The 17,361-nt window shown below is 62.8% G+C and carries 18 protein-coding genes; 7 read left to right on the plus strand and 11 right to left on the minus strand.

Annotated elements, in window-relative coordinates:
• A partial coding sequence (locus QCE49_RS08060; RefSeq protein WP_309805876.1) for a M14-type cytosolic carboxypeptidase occupies window positions 1–913 on the minus strand: 913 nt, incomplete at its 3' end.
• Between the two features lie 32 nt (window positions 914–945).
• Window positions 946–1,725: a peroxide stress protein YaaA gene (gene yaaA, locus QCE49_RS08065; protein WP_008341685.1), complete on the minus strand. Its 780-nt coding sequence runs from the start codon at window positions 1,723–1,725 to the stop codon at window positions 946–948.
• Between the two features lie 56 nt (window positions 1,726–1,781).
• Between yaaA and QCE49_RS08070 the strand changes: the two genes are divergently transcribed.
• Genes QCE49_RS08070 through QCE49_RS08100 form a run of 7 tightly spaced genes read left to right on the plus strand, consistent with a single transcriptional unit; the run spans window position 1,782 to window position 8,940 of the window.
• Entirely contained in the window at window positions 1,782–2,261 is a 480-nt protein-coding gene (locus QCE49_RS08070) for a putative toxin-antitoxin system toxin component, PIN family (protein WP_244807400.1), read from the plus strand.
• Window positions 2,262–2,307: 46 nt separating this feature from the next.
• Entirely contained in the window at window positions 2,308–3,489 is a 1,182-nt protein-coding gene (locus QCE49_RS08075; protein WP_250434878.1) for a pyridoxal phosphate-dependent aminotransferase, read from the plus strand.
• Window positions 3,490–3,537: 48 nt separating this feature from the next.
• Window positions 3,538–5,079 carry a 3-hydroxyacyl-CoA dehydrogenase gene (locus tag QCE49_RS08080; RefSeq protein ID WP_250460379.1) on the plus strand — a complete coding sequence of 514 codons (1,542 nt, stop codon included), beginning with the start codon at window positions 3,538–3,540 and terminating at the stop codon, window positions 5,077–5,079.
• Window positions 5,076–5,864, plus strand: a complete 789-nt coding sequence (locus tag QCE49_RS08085; RefSeq protein WP_008341693.1) for an oxepin-CoA hydrolase, alternative type — start codon at window positions 5,076–5,078, stop codon at window positions 5,862–5,864. The genes QCE49_RS08080 and QCE49_RS08085 overlap by 4 nt, the downstream gene beginning before the upstream one ends.
• 4 nt (window positions 5,865–5,868) lie before the next feature.
• Complete coding sequence (locus QCE49_RS08090) at window positions 5,869–6,594, plus strand: histidine phosphatase family protein (protein WP_250460377.1); 726 nt, start codon at window positions 5,869–5,871, stop codon at window positions 6,592–6,594.
• Window positions 6,595–6,616: 22 nt separating this feature from the next.
• On the plus strand, window positions 6,617–7,720 hold the full coding sequence (locus QCE49_RS08095; RefSeq protein WP_175983169.1) for a phosphotransferase: 1,104 nt from the start codon (window positions 6,617–6,619) through the stop codon (window positions 7,718–7,720).
• Window positions 7,717–8,940 carry an acyl-CoA dehydrogenase family protein gene (locus tag QCE49_RS08100; RefSeq protein WP_033535770.1) on the plus strand — a complete coding sequence of 408 codons (1,224 nt, stop codon included), beginning with the start codon at window positions 7,717–7,719 and terminating at the stop codon, window positions 8,938–8,940. The genes QCE49_RS08095 and QCE49_RS08100 overlap by 4 nt, the downstream gene beginning before the upstream one ends.
• Here QCE49_RS08100 and QCE49_RS08105 read toward each other — a convergent pair.
• From QCE49_RS08105 to QCE49_RS08145, 9 genes are all read right to left on the minus strand, one after another.
• Window positions 8,929–9,399: a MaoC family dehydratase gene (locus tag QCE49_RS08105; RefSeq protein ID WP_250439927.1), complete on the minus strand. Its 471-nt coding sequence runs from the start codon at window positions 9,397–9,399 to the stop codon at window positions 8,929–8,931. The genes QCE49_RS08100 and QCE49_RS08105 overlap by 12 nt on opposite strands.
• Window positions 9,400–9,553: 154 nt before the next feature.
• Window positions 9,554–10,003, minus strand: a complete 450-nt coding sequence (locus QCE49_RS08110; RefSeq protein ID WP_250460375.1) for a DUF1178 family protein — start codon at window positions 10,001–10,003, stop codon at window positions 9,554–9,556.
• A gap of 198 nt (window positions 10,004–10,201) precedes the next feature.
• Entirely contained in the window at window positions 10,202–10,801 is a 600-nt protein-coding gene (locus QCE49_RS08115; RefSeq protein WP_250460374.1) for an NUDIX domain-containing protein, read from the minus strand.
• Window positions 10,802–10,851: 50 nt separating this feature from the next.
• Complete coding sequence (locus QCE49_RS08120) at window positions 10,852–11,172, minus strand: DUF2818 family protein (RefSeq protein ID WP_250460372.1); 321 nt, start codon at window positions 11,170–11,172, stop codon at window positions 10,852–10,854.
• Window positions 11,172–12,644 carry an NADH-quinone oxidoreductase subunit NuoN gene (gene nuoN, locus QCE49_RS08125; RefSeq protein ID WP_008341711.1) on the minus strand — a complete coding sequence of 491 codons (1,473 nt, stop codon included), beginning with the start codon at window positions 12,642–12,644 and terminating at the stop codon, window positions 11,172–11,174. The genes QCE49_RS08120 and nuoN overlap by 1 nt, the downstream gene beginning before the upstream one ends.
• A 25-nt stretch (window positions 12,645–12,669) precedes the next feature.
• Window positions 12,670–14,169, minus strand: coding sequence for an NADH-quinone oxidoreductase subunit M (locus QCE49_RS08130; protein WP_008341712.1), 1,500 nt, complete (start codon window positions 14,167–14,169; stop codon window positions 12,670–12,672).
• A 13-nt stretch (window positions 14,170–14,182) separates the two neighbouring features.
• Window positions 14,183–16,252 carry an NADH-quinone oxidoreductase subunit L gene (nuoL, locus tag QCE49_RS08135; RefSeq protein WP_008341714.1) on the minus strand — a complete coding sequence of 690 codons (2,070 nt, stop codon included), beginning with the start codon at window positions 16,250–16,252 and terminating at the stop codon, window positions 14,183–14,185.
• 17 nt (window positions 16,253–16,269) lie between these two features.
• Window positions 16,270–16,575, minus strand: coding sequence for an NADH-quinone oxidoreductase subunit NuoK (gene nuoK / locus QCE49_RS08140; protein WP_007588140.1), 306 nt, complete (start codon window positions 16,573–16,575; stop codon window positions 16,270–16,272).
• Between the two features lie 20 nt (window positions 16,576–16,595).
• Window positions 16,596–17,273, minus strand: a complete 678-nt coding sequence (locus QCE49_RS08145; protein ID WP_008341733.1) for an NADH-quinone oxidoreductase subunit J — start codon at window positions 17,271–17,273, stop codon at window positions 16,596–16,598.
• Between the last annotated feature and the right edge of the window lie 88 nt (window positions 17,274–17,361).

Below are 17,361 nucleotides of genomic sequence, written 5' to 3' on the forward strand. Positions count from 1 at the left end.
GATTGAAGAAATCGACGAACGCCATCTGCTCCTTCGCCTGCAGCTCGGTGAAGCCCGGCAACATCTCCGATCCCGCGACGAACACGTACGGAATGGCTTCGTCGCCGTGGATATCGAAGAACAGGTCGCAACCCGTCTCCTCGATCGCCTCGCGCACGACCAGCACTTCCGGACTGCGTTGCGCGCTCGGCTCCATCCATTCGCGGTTGAGGTTCGCGCCCGCCGCGTTGGTGCGCAGGTTGCCGAGCACGCTGCCGTCCGGATTCATGTTCGGCACGATATGGAAAATGGCCCGCTCGAAGAGCGCGCGCGCCACCGGATCGCCCGCCCAGTCGCCGAAACCGGCGAGACGCTTCACGAGTCCTTCGACGAACCATTCCGCCATCGTCTCGCCCGGATGCTGACGCGCGATGATCCAGACTTTCTTCTTCGGCTCGGCGTCGCCGAAATCCGGGATGCCGAGCGACAGCACCGATATCGGGCGGCCCTGAACCGTGCTGCCGAGCTCGGTCAGCGTCGCGAGCGGCATCTGCTGGACCGCGCCGAGAAACTCCGAGTGGCGCTCTTCGCTGTACGGCTCGAAGTACGCGTAATAGATGCGATCGAAGTCAGGCGTGTGGTCGATCTTCATCACCTGCCCGTCGTACTCCGTCGACACGCGGAACCAGTTCACGCGGTCGTAGCTGGCGACCGCTTCATAGTCGCGCCAGCCTTCGGGAAACGCGCACTGCGCCGCGTTCTCGAAGGTCATCACGAGACGCTCGCCGCGCGCGCCCGACACGCGGAAATAGAACCATTGCGCGAAATCCGCGTGCGAATCGGGACGAATGCGCAGGCGAATGTCGGCGGGATCGTCGGCGTTGAGGACTTCGATCGCGCCCGCGTCGAAGTTGCTTGAGATAGAGAGAGTCATCTGCGTTTCCTTGCGTGCTTGCCGCGTGGATCTCAGTCCGCGACGCGGCGACGAAATACATAGGTCGTGTCGTTCGATGCTTTTGCATCGAATTTGTAGCCTTCGCTGTCGAAGCCCTTGAGCGCTTCCGGTTCGTCGATGCGGTTCTCGACCGCATAACGCGCCATCATTCCGCGCGCGCGCTTCGCATGAAAGCTGATGATCTTGTAGCGCCCGCCCTTCCAGTCCTCGAACACGGGCGAGATGACCGGAGCCGCCAGCAGCTTCGGCTTGACCGACTTAAAATATTCCTCCGACGCGCAGTTCACGAGCACCCGCGCGCCGCGCTGCCTCTGCAACTGCTCGTTGAGCGCCGCCGTAATGCGCTCGCCCCAGAAAGCGTAGAGATCTTTGCCGCGCGCATTCGGAAACTTCGTGCCCATTTCGAGCCGATACGGCTGCAGCAAATCGAGCGGCCGCAACAAACCATACAGCCCCGACAGTACGCGCACATGATTTTGCGCGAAATCGAGATCGCCGGCAGACAGCGACTTCGCGGCAAAGCCTTCGTACACGTCGCCGTTGAACGCGAGCACCGCCTGCTTGGAATTGTTCGTGTCGAAGGTCTTCGACCAGTCCGCGTAACGCTGGAAGTTCAGCGCCGCGAGCGGGTCCGAAATGCTCATCATGCCGCCGATCTGCTGCGGCGAAAGTTCGCGCAGTCCGTCGATCAGTTCCGCGGCGTCATCGACGAATTGCGGCAGCGTGTGCTTCTTGATATGGGCAGGCGTCTCGTAGTCGAGCGATTTGGCGGGCGAGAGAACGATTATCATGGAGGCTCGCCGGCACGCCGCCGGCGATCATTGGCATAAACCCCTGATTGTATCGAATGGACAATTCCGCCGCGCCGCAGCCTGGCTCCCCGCGCGTGGTGCTCGATTCGAATGTGTGGATCGACATCCTCGTATTCGACGACCCCGCCACGCGTCCGATTCACGCCGCACTCGTTGCCCGCACGCTCGAAGCGCTCATCGACGAGCGCTGTCTCAGGGAACTCACGCGCGTGCTCGACTATCCGCAATTCGTGCGAATGGACGTCGACAAGACCGCCGCGCTCGCGAGCGTCGCGCGCCTGTCGACGCTCGTGGCCGCGACCATCGACGAAAACGGGCGTCCGCTGCCCCAATGCAAGGACCGCGACGACCAGAAGTTTCTCGAACTCGCGCACGCATCGGGCGCACAGTGGCTCGTATCGAAAGACCGCGCGGTGCTGAAGCTCGCGCGGCGCGTCGCGCGCGATTTCGCGTTTCGCATCGCCGAGCCGAAGCCGTTCGTCATCGAATTCGAGGCACAGGCGGCCATCGGCTGACGGTGTCTTAAAATAGTCGCGAGCCAAATTCAACGCCCATCCGACCATGAACACGACGCACGAATTGCCGCCGACACCGCCCGAACTTTCCTTCCCGTCGCGTCTGCCCAACGTGGGCACGACCATCTTCACCGTGATGAGCGCGCTCGCCACGCAAAAAGGCGCGGTGAATCTCGGCCAGGGCTTCCCCGATTTCGATTGCGACGCCCGCATCGTCGATGCCGTCGCGGCCGCCATGCGCGACGGCCACAATCAATATCCGCCGATGGCGGGCGCCGCGCCGTTGCGCCAGGCGATCGCGCGCAAGATCGACGCGCTCTACGGCCGCGCGTATAACCCCGACACCGACATCACCGTGACCGCCGGCGCGACGCAGGCGCTGCTCACGGCGATCCTGTGCTGCGTGCATCCGGGCGATGAAGTCATCGTCATCGAGCCGATGTACGACAGCTATGTGCCGTCGATCGAACTGGCGGGTGGCAAGCCGGTGTTCGTGTCGCTCGAAGCGCCCGACTACGCGCTGCCCTTCGACAAGATCGCCGCCGCGATCACGCCGAGGACGCGCCTCATCATGATCAACACGCCGCACAATCCGACCGGCCGCGTGTGGCGCGCGGAGGACATGAAGAAGCTCGAAGAGATCGTGCGCGACACCAATGTGCTGATCGTCTCCGACGAAGTCTACGAGCACATGGTCTACGACGGCGCGCCGCACGAAAGCGTGTCGCGCTATCCGGAGCTGGCGAAACGCAGCTTCGTCGTGTCGAGCTTCGGCAAGACGTTTCATGTGACCGGCTGGAAAGTCGGCTATGTGGCCGCGCCCGCCGCATTGACGGCCGAATTCCGCAAGGTGCATCAGTTCAACGTGTTCACCGTGAACACGCCGATGCAGATCGGTCTCGCGCATTATCTCGAAGACCCGAAGCCGTATCTCGAACTGCCCGCGTTCTATCAGAAGAAGCGCGATTTCTTCCGCGAAGGTCTCGCGAAGACGCGCTTCTCGCTGTTGCCGTCCGAAGGCACTTACTTCCAGTGCGTCGATTATTCGAAGATCAGCGACATGCCCGAAGCCGAGTTCTCGCAATGGCTCACGAGCGAGATCGGCGTCGCGGCGATTCCCGTTTCGGCGTTCTATCACGAGAGCCATGAATCGGGCGTCGTGCGCTTCTGCTTCGCGAAGAAGGAAGAAACGCTCGCACTCGCGCTGGAACGTCTCGCGAAGCTTTGAACCGCGGCGCACGCGCCATAACCGCCACAACGAGGAGTCGAACGGAACATGAGTACGCAAGACTTCAAGATCGAAACGCTCGGCATCGTCGGCAGCGGCGCGATGGGGCGCGGCATCGCGCAGATCGCGGCGCTCGGCGGGCTCAGCGTGCGCATCTACGATACGAATCCGAAAGCGCTCGCTGCGGCGCGCGAGTATCTGTCGGACACGTTCGCGAAGCTCATCGCAAAAGGCAAGCTCAAGGAAGCCGACGCGCACGCGGCGCTCGCGCGCATCCGCGATGCGGGCGACACGGGCGAGCTCTCCGATTGCGACGCCATCGTCGAGGCGATCGTCGAGAACCTCGACCTCAAGCGCGAACTGTTTCGCGAGCTCGAAGCCGTGGTCGGCGAGCGCTGCATTCTGGCGTCGAACACGTCGTCGCTTTCGATCACCGCGATCGCCGCCGGATGCGCGCATCCCGAGCGCGTCGCGGGCTTTCACTTCTTCAACCCGGTGCCGTTGATGCGCGTCGTCGAAGTCATCGACGGACTGCGCGGCGACCCGCGCGCAGGCGACGCATTGATGGACCTCGCGCGCCGCATGGGTCATACGCCCGTGCGCGCGAAGGACATGCCGGGCTTCATCGTCAATCACGCCGGGCGCGGCATGAACACCGAAGGCCTGCGCGTGGCGAGCGAAGGCGTCGCGAGCTTCGCGGAAATCGACCGCATCATGCGCGAGCAGGCAGGCTTTCGGCTCGGACCGTTCGAGCTGCTCGATCTCACCGCGCTCGATGTATCGCATCCGGTGATGGAGTCGATCTATCACCAGTTCTATGAGGAGCCGCGCTTCAAGCCGTCGCCGATCACGGGCACGCGGCTCGCGGGCGGGCTCATCGGGCGCAAGGCAGGCGAAGGTTTTTATCGCTATGTCGATGGCAAGCAGGACGTGCCGCCCGAATCCGCCGCGCCGACCGAACTGCCGACGCGCGTGTGGATCAGCCGCGCATCGCACGAAGGACGGGAGCAAGTGCTGAAGCTGATCGCCAAATGCGATTGCTCGGTGCACATCGACGCGGGCCACACGCCGGAGCCGGATTCGCTCATCATCGTGACGCCGCTCGGTTTCGATGCGACCACCGCCGCGGTCAACGAGCATCTCGATGCGACGCGCGTCGTCGCCGTCGATACGCTCTTCCCGCTCGATACGGTCGCGCGCCGCACGATCATGACGACGCCCGCGACCTCGCCCGAGATGCGCGACGCCGCGCACGCCCTCCTCGCTTTCGACGGCGTGCCGGTCTCCGTGATCCGCGATTCGACCGGCTTCGTCGCGCAACGCGTCGTCGCGACGATCGTCAATATCGGCTGCGATATCGCGCAGCAAGGCATCGCGACGCCCGAGGACATCGATCTCGCCGTGATGCTCGGCCTGGGCTATCCGCAAGGTCCGCTCGCGCTCGGCGATACGCTCGGCGCGACGACGATTCTCACGATCCTGCGCAACATTTGCACCGCGCTCGGCGATCCGCGCTACCGGCCCTCGCCGTGGCTCACGCGGCGCGCGCAGCTCGGACTTTCGCTTACCCATACCGAGGAGCTCAGATGAGCGCCGAACTTCTGACAGACCGTCCCGCGGGCAGCGACACCACGCTCGTGCTCAAGTTGTCCAATCCCGGCGCGCGCAACGCGCTGCATCCGGACATGTACGCGGCCGGCATCGAGGCGTTGAACACGGCGGAGCGCGACAACAGCGTGCGCGCGATCGTGCTGACCGGCGCGGACAACTTCTTCTGCGCGGGCGGCAATCTGAATCGCCTGCTGGAAAACCGCGCGAAGGATCCGTCGGTGCAAGGCGAAAGCATCGATCTGCTGGCGGAATGGATCAGCGCGTTGCGCTCATCGACGAAACCGGTCATTGCCGCCGTCGAAGGCGCGGCGGCCGGCGCGGGTTTCTCGCTCGCGCTCGCGTGCGATCTGATCGTCGCCGCCGATGACGCCCGATTCGTCATGTCGTATGCACGCGTCGGCCTGACGCCCGATGGCGGCGCATCGTGGTTTCTGTCACGCACGCTGCCGCGCACGCTCGCGAGCGAAGTGCTGCTCGAAGCGAAGCCGATCGGCGCGGCGCGGCTGCATGAAGTCGGCGTCGTGAACCGGCTGACGAAGAAAGGCATCGCGCTCGATGCGGCTATCGCGTGGGCCGACGATCTCGGCAGCGTGTCGCCGAAAGCGATGGCGCGCATCAAGTCGCTCATCAACGCCGCCGAACTGCAGCCGCTCGCCGCGCATCTCGACATGGAGCGCGACAGTTTCGTCGATGCGCTGCATCACGGCGACGCGCTCGAAGGCATCACCGCGTTCCTCGAAAAGCGCCAGCCGAACTATCGCTAAGCTCATGGCTCACTACGAATTGCCGAAGCGCCGGCGCATCTTTCTGATGCGTCATGGAGACGTCACCTATTTCGACGACAGCGGCCGCGCGATCGATCCCGAAAGCGTGCCGCTCAACGAGCGCGGACGCGAGGAAGCGAGCGCCGCGGGCCGCGAGTTCGCCGCGCAGAACGTGCGCTTCGATCGCGTGATTGGGAGCGGATTGCCGCGCACGATCGAAACCGCGCAACGCGTGCTCGACGCGACGGGGCAACGCATCGACATCGAAGTGTGGCCCGAGTGGCAGGAAATTCGCGGCGGCAAGCTGAAGGATCTGACGGTGTCGGACATCGAGCGCGCGTTTCTCTCGGTGTTCGATGGCGTCGTGCCGGAAGAGACGCAATTCCTCGGCGGCGAAACCATCGGCGAATTGCTCGACCGCGTGCTGCCTGCGGTCGCGCGTCTGCGTGAAGATCGATCGTGGGACACGGCGCTGCTCGTGCTGCACGGTGGCGTCAATCGCGCGCTGCTCTCGCACGCGATCACCGCGGGCGGGCGCGCGTTCTTCGGGCATCTGTCGCAGGCGACGGGCTGCATCAACGCGCTCGATGTCGGCGACAAGCCGGCCGACTGGGTCGTGCACGCGATCAATCATTCGCCGCCCTCGCCGCTGCACGCCGACGTGCGCAATACGACGATGGAACTGCTCTACGCCCAATTCGTTCGCTACAAGGCCGGCGACATGAACTGAAAACCGCAGTCCGGAGGAGACGATGCAGAACAACGAGACGCAAAAGCAGTCCGATTTCTCCGCGTTCGAAGGAACGCGGCCCGTGCAGGACAAACAGCGTTTCGATACCGATGCGCTCGTAGCGTGGCTCGCGGCGAACGTCGATGGCTTCGACGGCCCGTTGACCATCGAACAATTTGCCGGCGGCCAGTCGAATCCGACATTCAAGCTCGTCACGCCCGCGCGCAGTTACGTGATGCGCGCGAAGCCCGGACCCGCGGCGAAACTCTTGCCGTCTGCGCATGCGATCGAGCGCGAGTATCGCGTGATGCACGCGCTCGCCGCCACCGACGTTCCCGTCGCGCGCATGCTCGCGTTATGCGAGGACGAAAGCGTGATCGGCCGCGCGTTCTATGTGATGGAGTTCGTCCAGGGCCGCGTGCTGTGGGATCAGTCGTTGCCCGGCATGACGCCCGTCGAGCGCGCCGCGATCTATGAGGAAACGAATCGCGTGATCGCAGCGCTCCATACCGTCGATGTCGAGGCCGCCGGGTTATCGGGCTACGGCAAGCCGGGCAATTATTTCGAGCGGCAGATCGGACGCTGGAGCAAGCAATACGTCGCGTCCGAAACCGAGAAGATCGACGCGATGAATCGCCTGATCGACTGGTTGCCGCGGCATATTCCCGCGTCCCGCGAACCGAAAGTCAGCGTCGTGCACGGCGACTTCCGGCTCGACAATCTCATCTTTCATCCGGCCGAGCCGCGCGTGCTCGCCGTGCTCGACTGGGAACTGTCGACGCTCGGCGATCCGCTCGCCGACTTCGCGTATCACTGCATGGCGTGGCATGTCGACCCATCGCAGTTTCGCGGCATCGCCGGACTCGACTGGGCGGCGCTCGGCATTCCCGGCGAAGCCGCGTACGTGAAGCGCTATTGCGAGCGCACCGGCTTCGCAATCGAAGGCGACTGGAACTTCTATCTCGCCTACAACATGTTCCGCATCGCCGCGATCCTGCAGGGCATCATGAAGCGCGTCGTCGATGGCACCGCCGCAAGCGCGCAAGCCGTCGATGCGGGCAAGCGCGCGCGGCCGATGGCCGAACTCGCGTGGACATACGCACAAAAAGTGGGGACAAGCGCATGAACTTCGACTACACGCCCAAGGTGCAGGCGTTGCGCGAGAAGCTGCTCGCTTTCTTCGACGCGCACATCTATCCCAACGAAGGCGCTTACGCCGATGAAATCGCGGCGAATCGCGCGGCTGGCAACGCGTGGATTCCGACGCGCCTCATCGAAGGCTTGAAGGAGCAAGCGCGCGCCGAGGGACTGTGGAATCTCTTCCTGCCCGCATCGGCGCGCGGCGCGGGGCTGACGAATCTCGAATACGCGCCCTTGTGCGAAATCATGGGTCGCGTGCCGTGGGCGCCCGAAGTCTTCAATTGCAGCGCGCCCGATACGGGCAACATGGAAACCATCGAACGCTACGGCACCGATGCGCAAAAAGCCCAATGGCTCGAGCCGCTGTTGCGCGGCGAAGTCCGCTCGGCGTTTTTGATGACGGAGCCGGAAGTTGCGTCATCGGATGCGACGAACATCCGCTGCAGCATCGCGCGCGACGGCGACAGCTACGTGATCGACGGCCACAAATGGTGGTCGTCGGGCGCGGGCGATCCGCGCTGCAAGGTGTATATCGTGATGGGCAAGACCGACGCCGACGCGCCGAAACACGCGCAGCAATCGATGATTCTCGTGCCCGCCGATGCGAGCGGCATCACGGTGCATCGGCCGTTGAACGTCTTCGGTTACGACGACGCGCCGCACGGCCATATGGACATCACGCTCGACAACGTGCGCGTGCCCGCGACGAACATGCTGTTAGGCGAAGGACGCGGCTTCGAAATCGCGCAGGGGCGGCTCGGGCCCGGGCGCATCCATCATTGCATGCGTCTGATCGGACTCGCCGAACGCGCGCTCGAGTTGATGACGAGACGCACACTCGCGCGCGTCGCGTTCGGCAAGCCGATCGCGCAGCATGGCGTGACGCAGGAGCGGATCGCCGAGGCGCGCATCATGATCGAGCAGGCGCGGCTTCTGACGCTCAAGGCCGCGTACATGATGGACACCGTCGGCAACAAGGGCGCGCGCGGCGAAATCGCGATGATCAAGGTCGTCGCGCCGAACGTCGCGTGCCAGGTCATCGACTGGGCGATCCAGGCACACGGCGCGGGAGGCGTCTGCGACGACTTTCCGCTTGCTTATGCATATGCATCGGCGCGCACGCTGCGTTTAGCCGACGGCCCCGACGAAGTGCATCGAAATGCGATCGCGAAGCTCGAACTCGGGAAATACGCGTCAGGCGGCTGAAGCGCCTGAATCGACAGGATTGCGCAGGCCGAAAAGCGCGGCGGAATCGACGGTCAGCACGAGCTCGCCGTTCTGGTTGTGCGCTTCCCAGCGCGTCTGCACGATGCCGCGATCCGGCTTGCTCTTCGACACGCGCTTGTCGAGCACGCGCACGGTGAGGCGCACGCTATCGCCGACGCGCACCGGCTTGATCCAGCGGATGTTGTCGAGACCGGGCGAGCCCATCGAGGTCGAACCGCGCAACATGTCGCGCACGAGGATGCCCATCATCGCGGAACAGGTGTTCCAGCCGCTCGCGACGAGCCCGCCGAAATGCGACGCCTCGCCCGCCGCCTCCGAGAGATGAAACGGTTGCGGATCGTAACGCTCCGCAAATCCGACGATCTCCTCTCTCGTGAACGTGTGCGCGCCCAGCGTCACGGCGCTGCCGATTTCGAAATCCTCAAAAGCGTAGGTCATGCGTTCTCCTTTACGTGGCGGCAAATTCTGACAACGGAGAACACGGTCGCGCAGAACGCGCGGAGGACTGGCGTCGGTGAGAAAAACTGAGGTCCATGCGCAGTGTCTCCTTCACGGCCCCTTCCGGAGCCCGAAAATACACCGCGCAAGAACGTTACTGCAGCGGCTCTTTCAGCGCGTCCGGAACAGGCAACGGCATCACGTCGATCCCTTCTTCGAGCAGGGCGTGCGTCTCTTCGGGCGTCGTGACGCCGCGTATGTTGCGCGCCGGCGCCTCGTTGTAATGAATGCGCCGCGCCTCGTCGGCAAACCGGTCGCCCACGTTTTCGGTCTTCTCGATCAGCTCGCGCATGAATTGCAGCGCGCGCGCCTGCAATGCCGCCGCTTCACGCGCGGCTTGCGCCTGCGCGGGCTGGGAAGCCGCCTCACCTCGCGCGGACGACAAATTCAAGCGTGGCGCGGACGGCATACGACTCACATCGGTCGCCGAGCAAACCGGACAAGCAACCAGCTTGCGCGACAATTGCGACTCGAACTCTTCGGTCGAGGCGAACCAGCCTTCGAACCGGTGATCGTGCGAGCACTTTAAATCGAGGACCTTCATGCTGATGGGGCTTCGTTGAAGTTTATCTCAAAAACGCGTTTTATGAACGGTCGTTCGCAAATCTGCAGGAATGTGCAGTGGCCGTCAAACGCTGAACCACTCATTCTAGCCGCTCGGCCCGAAGGGCGCCTTCGACGACGCAAAAACGACAAAAGCGGCCATCGAGGCCGCTTTTGCACGCATCCGTGTGACGAGCGCTCAATCCTCGATCGACCCACCAAGCTTCCACTCACCCGAGCGGATCTTCTCCAGCCAGAACACGCCGATGATCGTCTTCACGTCGCTGATGCTGCCGTCCTTCACCCAGGCCATCAACTGCGCTTCGTCGGCGACGAAAGTCTCGAGGAATTCGCCTTCGTCGAGTTTCGCATCGCCGGCATTGAGGCCGCGCGCAAGATAGATGTCGATGAACTCGGTCGAATACGAAATCACCGGATGGATCCGCGTGAGGAACGTCCATTCACGCGCGGTGTAACCCGTCTCTTCCTGCAACTCGCGTTTCGCGCACGTCAGCTCGTCTTCGTCCGGATCGAGCTTACCCGCCGGAAATTCAAGCAGCACGCGGCCCACCGGATAACGAAATTGGCGTTCGAGCAGCACGCGTCCGTCGTCGAAGACCGGGAGAATCATCACCGCGCCAGGATGCTCGACGAACTCGCGCGTCGCGTGCTTGCCATCGGGCAATTCAACGGTATCGCGTTTCAGCGTGAGGAACTTGCCCTCGTGCAGCGTGACGCTTTCGACCTTCTTTTCGATGAGGCCGTCGTCGTTACCGGGAATCGAGGAATGATCTGCCATCTTGAGCCCTGTGCTGTTGAAGCAAACAAGCCGCTGACAGCACGAAGCGGTCAGCGGCGTTTGACGAGATATTGATACGTGAAGCCCGGAAAGGCGAACACGACGAAGAGACTGAAGGTAATGGCATAGAACTGCCATTCCTGATCGAATCGGTTGCCGGCGCGCGCTTCGAGCATGAAGCCGAGCGCACCGACCACAAAGTAAAGAACGACGAGCTCGCCGATGCGAATCCACGCGCCCTTCTTCGCCGCCTTGCGTCCCGTCGACGCCGGAAGCGGCAACGGGACGATGGCGAAGAGGCGCTGATTCAGGAACGGCACGTTGGCGAGAACGAGCGCCAACAGCACGATGAACCAGCCTGCCGCCGACATTACAGCGGCAGCGTATGCGAGATCGCCGTGAGGCACGCGCTCATCAACGGACCCGGCACCAGACCGAGCACCAGAACGGCCAGGCCGTTGAACGCGAGCAGCGAGCGGTTCAGGCCGCCGGCGACGATCGGCGATGCGTCCGTCGGCGCATCGAAGTACATCAGCTTGACGACGCGCAGGTAGTAGAACGCGCCCACGAGCGAGGTCATGACGGCGAGGACGGCGAGCCATGTGAGACCGGCGTTCATCGTCGCTTCGAGCACGGCGAGCTTCGCGTAGAAGCCGACCGTCGGCGGGATGCCGGCGAGCGAGAACATCATGATCATCATGACGAACGCGAATACCGGGCTGCGCTGATTCAGGCCCTTGAAGTCTTCGAGCATTTCGGCTTCGAAGTCGCGGCGCGCGAGCAGCATGACCACGCCGAAGGTGCCGAGCGTCGTGACCAGATAGATGATGCTGTAGAACATCGCCGAGCTGTATGCGCCCGCCGCACCCGTCAGCTTGCCGTCGACCACGCCGGCGAGCAGACCCAGCAGCACGAAGCCCATGTTCGAGATGGCCGAGTAAGCCAGCATCCGCTTGATGTTCTTCTGCACGATACCCGTGATATTGCCGACGATCAGCGACAGCGCCGCGAGGATCACGAGCATTTCCTGCCAGTCCACCGCGAGCGGCAAGAGGCCCATCACCAGGAAGCGCAGACCCCACGCGAACGCCGCGACCTTCGGTCCGCCGCCGGTGAGCAGCGTCATCGCGGTCGGCGCGCCCTGGTAGACGTCAGGCACCCACATGTGGAACGGCACCGCGCCCATCTTGAACGCCACGCCCGCAACGATGAAGATCGCGCCGAACAGCAGCACGGCGTCGTTGATGCGGCCCGAAGCGACGGTCTTCAGCACTTCGTTCAGATCGAGCGAGCCGGTCGCGCCGTAGATCATCGAGATGCCGTACAGCAGGAAGCCGGATGCGAGCGCGCCGAGCACGTAGTACTTCATCGCCGACTCGTTCGACTGCGGCACGTCCTTGCGCAGCGCGATCACCGCGTACAGCGACAGCGACATCAGTTCGAGGCCGAGATACAGCGTCAGGAAGTTGTTGCCCGAAATCATCACGCACTGGCCGAGCAGCGAAAACAGGCCGAGCAGGAAGAAGTCGCCGCGGAACAGGTCGCGGTCTTCCAGATACTTCTTCGAGTAGATGATCGACACCGCGTAGCCGAGACACACCACCGCCTTCATCGCGCTCGCGAACGGATCGACGATATACATGCGCGTGAAGAAGAAATGCGGCGTCGGGTCGAGCGCGGTGACGGCGAACCACACGCCGCAGACGATCGTCGACACGAGCGCGATCAGATACGTCGTGCCGCGGCTCTTCGGGCCGAACATCGTGTCGTTGAGCCAGGCCAGAACGACCGACGCCATCAGGATCGCGTCAGGCCAAAGAATACTCATAGAGGCGTTTTGCATGATCTTTTAGTTCCTCCGCACGACGTTACTGAGCCAGCGGCAGCTTGGACTGCGCGACGTGGGAGAGCAGGTTTGCCACGGATTCGTGCATCACGTCGGTAAAGGGCTTCGGATGCAGGCCCATGTACAGCGTGAACAGCGCAAGGATGGCGAGCATCAGGAATTCACGCCCGTTGATGTCCTTGAGCTTCGCGACGTGGTCGTTCGCGACCGCGCCGAAGTACACGCGCTTGTACATCCACAGCGTGTAGGCCGCGCCGAGGATCAGCGTGAACGTCGCGAGGAAAGCGATCCAGAAGTTGTACTTCACCGCTGCCAGAATCACCATGAATTCGCCGACGAAACCCGAGGTACCCGGAAGGCCGCAGTTGGCCATCGCGAAGAGCATCACGAATGCCGCGAACTTGGGCATCGTGTTCACGACGCCGCCGTAATCCGCGATCTGGCGCGAGTGCACGCGGTCGTACAGCACGCCGATCGAAAGGAACATCGCGCCCGATACGAAACCGTGCGAGATCATCTGGATGATCGCGCCTTCGACCGCGAGCTGGCTCGACGCACCGAACATGAAGAAGCCGAGCGTGACGAAGCCCATGTGCGCGATCGACGAATACGCGACGAGCTTCTTCATGTCGGACTGCACCATCGCGACGAGACCGATGTAGATCACCGCGATCAGCGACAGCGTGATGACCACCGGCGCGAGGAAATGGCTCGCGTCCGGCGCGATCGGCAGCGAGAAGCGCAGGAAACCGTACGCGCCGAGCTTCAGCATGATCGCCGCCAGCACGACCGAACCGCCCGTCGGCGCTTCGACGTGCGCGTCCGGCAGCCACGTGTGCACCGGCCACATCGGCACCTTCACGGCGAACGCCAGGAAGAACGCGATGAACAGCAGCACCTGCGGCGTCATGTCGAGCTTCGCGGCTTGCCACGTCGCCAGATCGAACGTGTGCGTCTGCGTGTAGAGGTACAGCAGCGCGACCAGCATCAGCAGCGAGCCGGCCAGCGTGTACAGGAAGAACTTGAACGCCGCATACACGCGGTTGGGGCCGCCCCACACGCCGATGATGATGTACATCGGAATGAGCGTGGCTTCGAAGAACACGTAGAACAGCAGGCCGTCCGCCGTCGAGAACACGCCGATCATGATGCCCGAGAGGATCAGGAACGCGGCCATGTACTGCGACACGCGCTCGGTGATCACTTCCCAGCCGGCGATCACGACGATCACCGTGATGAGCGCGGTCAGCACGACGAACCACATCGAGATGCCGTCGACGCCGAGGTGATACGTGATGTTGAAGCGCTCGATCCAGTTCGACTGTTCGACGAACTGCAGCGCGGCCGTCGACGTATCGAAGCCGGTGATGAGCGGAATCGTGACGATCAGCCCGAGCACCGAGCCGACCAGCGCGACCCAGCGCGCGGGCGCCGGGTTGCGGTCGTTACCAACTGCGAGCACGAGCAGGCCGAAAACGATCGGCAGCCAGATCGCGACACTGAGAATCGGAAAAGAGTGCATAGGATCCCTCGCCTTATTTGCCGCCGAGCGTCACAAACAGGGTCAAGAGCCCCAACATGCCGATAATCATGGCGAACGCGTAGTGATAGATGTAACCGGATTGAAGGAAGCGGATCACACCGGCGAACCAGCCCATGAACCGCGCACTGCCGTTGACGATGCCGTCGATGACGACCACATCGCCCTCTTTCCACAAGCCGCGGCCGATGGCGACAGCGCCCTTCGCGAACACGACCTCGTTGATCTTGTCGCAGTAGTACTTGTTGTCGAGCAGCACGTAGATCGGGCGGAACGTGCGCGCGACAACCGCTGGCAGGTCCGGACGCTTCATGTAGAAGAACCACGCGACGATCACGCCGAGCGCCGCGAGCCACACCGGACCCGGGGTGATGATGCCGTGCAGCGCCATCGCAATCCAGCCGTGAAACTCTTCGGCCATTTCCTTCAGGCCTTCGTGGTTCTCGGCGATGTAGATCACCTTGTCGAACACGACGCCGTGCGAGAAGAAGTCGCCGTAGATCATCGGGCCGATCATGATCGCGCCGATGATGATCGACGGAATCGCGAGCAGCACGAGCGGCAGCGTCACGACCCAAGGCGTTTCGTGCGGGACGTGAGCGTGTCCGTGACCGTGATCGTCGTGATGACCGTGCGAATCATGACCGTGGCCGTGCGCTTCCGCCTGGCCCATCGGCGAGTCGGGATGCTTCGGACCGCGGAAGCGCTCTTCGCCGTGGAACACCATGAAGTACATGCGGAACGAGTACAGCGACGTGACGAACACGCTCGCGACCACCGCGAAATACGCGAAGCCCGAGCCCGCCAGATGCGAGTACTTCACGGCTTCGATGATCGAATCCTTCGAGTAGAAGCCCGAGAAGAACGGCGTGCCGATCAGCGCGAGCGAACCGATCAGCGATGTGATCCAGGTGATCGGCATGTACTTGCGCAGGCCGCCCATGTTGCGCATGTCCTGATCGTGGTGCATGCCGATGATGACCGAGCCCGCGCCGAGGAACAGCAGCGCCTTGAAGAACGCGTGCGTGCCGAGGTGGAACACGGCGACCGGATAAGCCGAGACGCCGAGCGCGACCGTCATGTAGCCGAGCTGCGAGAGCGTCGAGTACGCGACCACGCGCTTGATGTCGTTTTGCACGACGCCGAGGAAGCCCATGAACAAGGCCGTGATCGCGCCGATGACCGTCACGAACGAAAGCGCCGCATCCGAATGCTCGAAGAGCGGCGACATGCGCGTCACCATGAAGATGCCGGCCGTCACCATCGTTGCCGCGTGGATCAGCGCGGAAATCGGCGTCGGGCCTTCCATCGAGTCGGGCAGCCAGACGTGCAGCGGGAACTGCGCCGACTTGCCCATCGCGCCGATGAAGAGGCAAATGCACGCGACCGTCAGCAGACCCCATTGCGTGCCGGGGAACGTCATCGTCGCGAGCTTGTCGCCCTGCGCGAACACGTCGCCATAGTTCAGCGAACCGGCGAACGCGAGCAGCAGGCCAATGCCCAGCAGGAAGCCGAAGTCGCCCACGCGGTTCACGATGAACGCCTTCATGTTGGCGTAGATCGCGCTCTCACGCGTGAAGTAGAAGCCGATCAGCAGGTACGACACGAGGCCCACCGCTTCCCAGCCGAAGAACAGCTGCAGGAAGTTGTTGCTCATGACGAGCATCAGCATCGAGAACGTGAAGAGCGAGATGTACGAGAAGAAGCGCTCGTAGCCGACTTCCTCGTCCGCCATGTAGCCGATGGTGTAGATGTGCACCATCAGCGAGACGAAGGTCACGATGACCATCATCATCGCCGTGAGCGAGTCGACCAGGAAGCCGACTTCCATCTTCAGCGTGCCGACGCTCATCCATTCGTAGATGGTCGCGTTGAAGCTCGCGCCGTGCATCACGTCGTTGAAGACGATCGCCGAAAGAATGAACGAGATGAAGACGCCGAGGATCGTGACGCGATGCGCGCCCTTGCGCCCTACCCATTTCGCGAACAGCCCCGCGATCAGACAGCCGGCAAGCGGCGCCAGCGGAACCGCGAGCAGGAGGTTTTCATTGAGTGTCGTGGACATAACAGCCTAGCCTGAAATTAACCTTTGAGCTGATCGAGGTCCTCGACGTTGATCGTGTCGAGGCTACGGAACAGGGTCACGAGAATCGCGAGACCGATCGCGGCTTCAGCGGCGGCGACAGTCAGCACGAAGAACACGAAGATCTGGCCGTGCACGTCGCCCAGATAGTGCGAGAACGCGACGAAATTGGTGTTCACCGCGAGCAGCATCAATTCGATGGCCATCAGGATGATGATGACGTTGCGGCGGTTCAGGAAGATGCCGACGATGCTGATCGCAAAGAGGATCGCACCGAGCACGAGGTAATGGGCAAGACTCAACATATTCGATTTCTCCTTCGCGCTCAGCCCTTGTTGTCGACCGTGCCCGCGCCGATGTTGCCGGTCACGGCAGGTTCCGTGGAGGCGTCGGGCGCCTGCGTTTCGGCCTGCATCTTCACGAGGCGCACGCGGTCTTCGCGGCGCACCTTGACCTGCTGGCTGACGGTTTGGGTCTTCTTGTCCTTCTTGTCGCGGATCGTGAGCGAGATCGCCGCGATGATCGCAACCAGCAGCACGAGGCCGGCGATTTCGAACGCGAAGATGTAGTCGGTGTAGATGACCTTGCCGATCAGTTGCGTGTTCGACATCGCCGCTGCGCCCGTCACCGCCGTCGACGTTTCGGGTGTGATCGTGCCGCCGTAGCCGTGCCAAAGGATCAGCGCGGTCTCGATCACGATGATCGCGCCGACGATGCTCGCGAGCGGCACGAAGCGCCTGAAATCCTTGCGCAGGACATCGATGTTGATGTCGAGCATCATGACCACGAACAGGAACAGCACCATCACGGCGCCGACATATACGAGAACCAGCAGAATCGCGAGGAATTCGGCTTGCAGCAGCATCCAGATCGCGGCCGCGTTGAAGAACGCGAGCACGAGGAAGAGCGCGGACGACACCGGGTTGCGCGAAGTGATCACCTTCAGCGCGGAAACGACCAGCAGCAGCGCGAAGATATAGAACAGTACGGTTGTGAATTCCATGATTACCGGTTCATCGTTAGGCCATCATCAGGCATGGTGTGTCGGCGCTTTCGGACAAGAGCCGCCCTCGGCGCGCGCCGCAGTGTGC

The sequence above is a fragment of the Caballeronia sp. LZ008 genome, assembly GCF_031451435.1.
In the GTDB taxonomy this organism is placed as follows: Bacteria; Pseudomonadota; Gammaproteobacteria; order Burkholderiales; family Burkholderiaceae; genus Caballeronia; species Caballeronia zhejiangensis.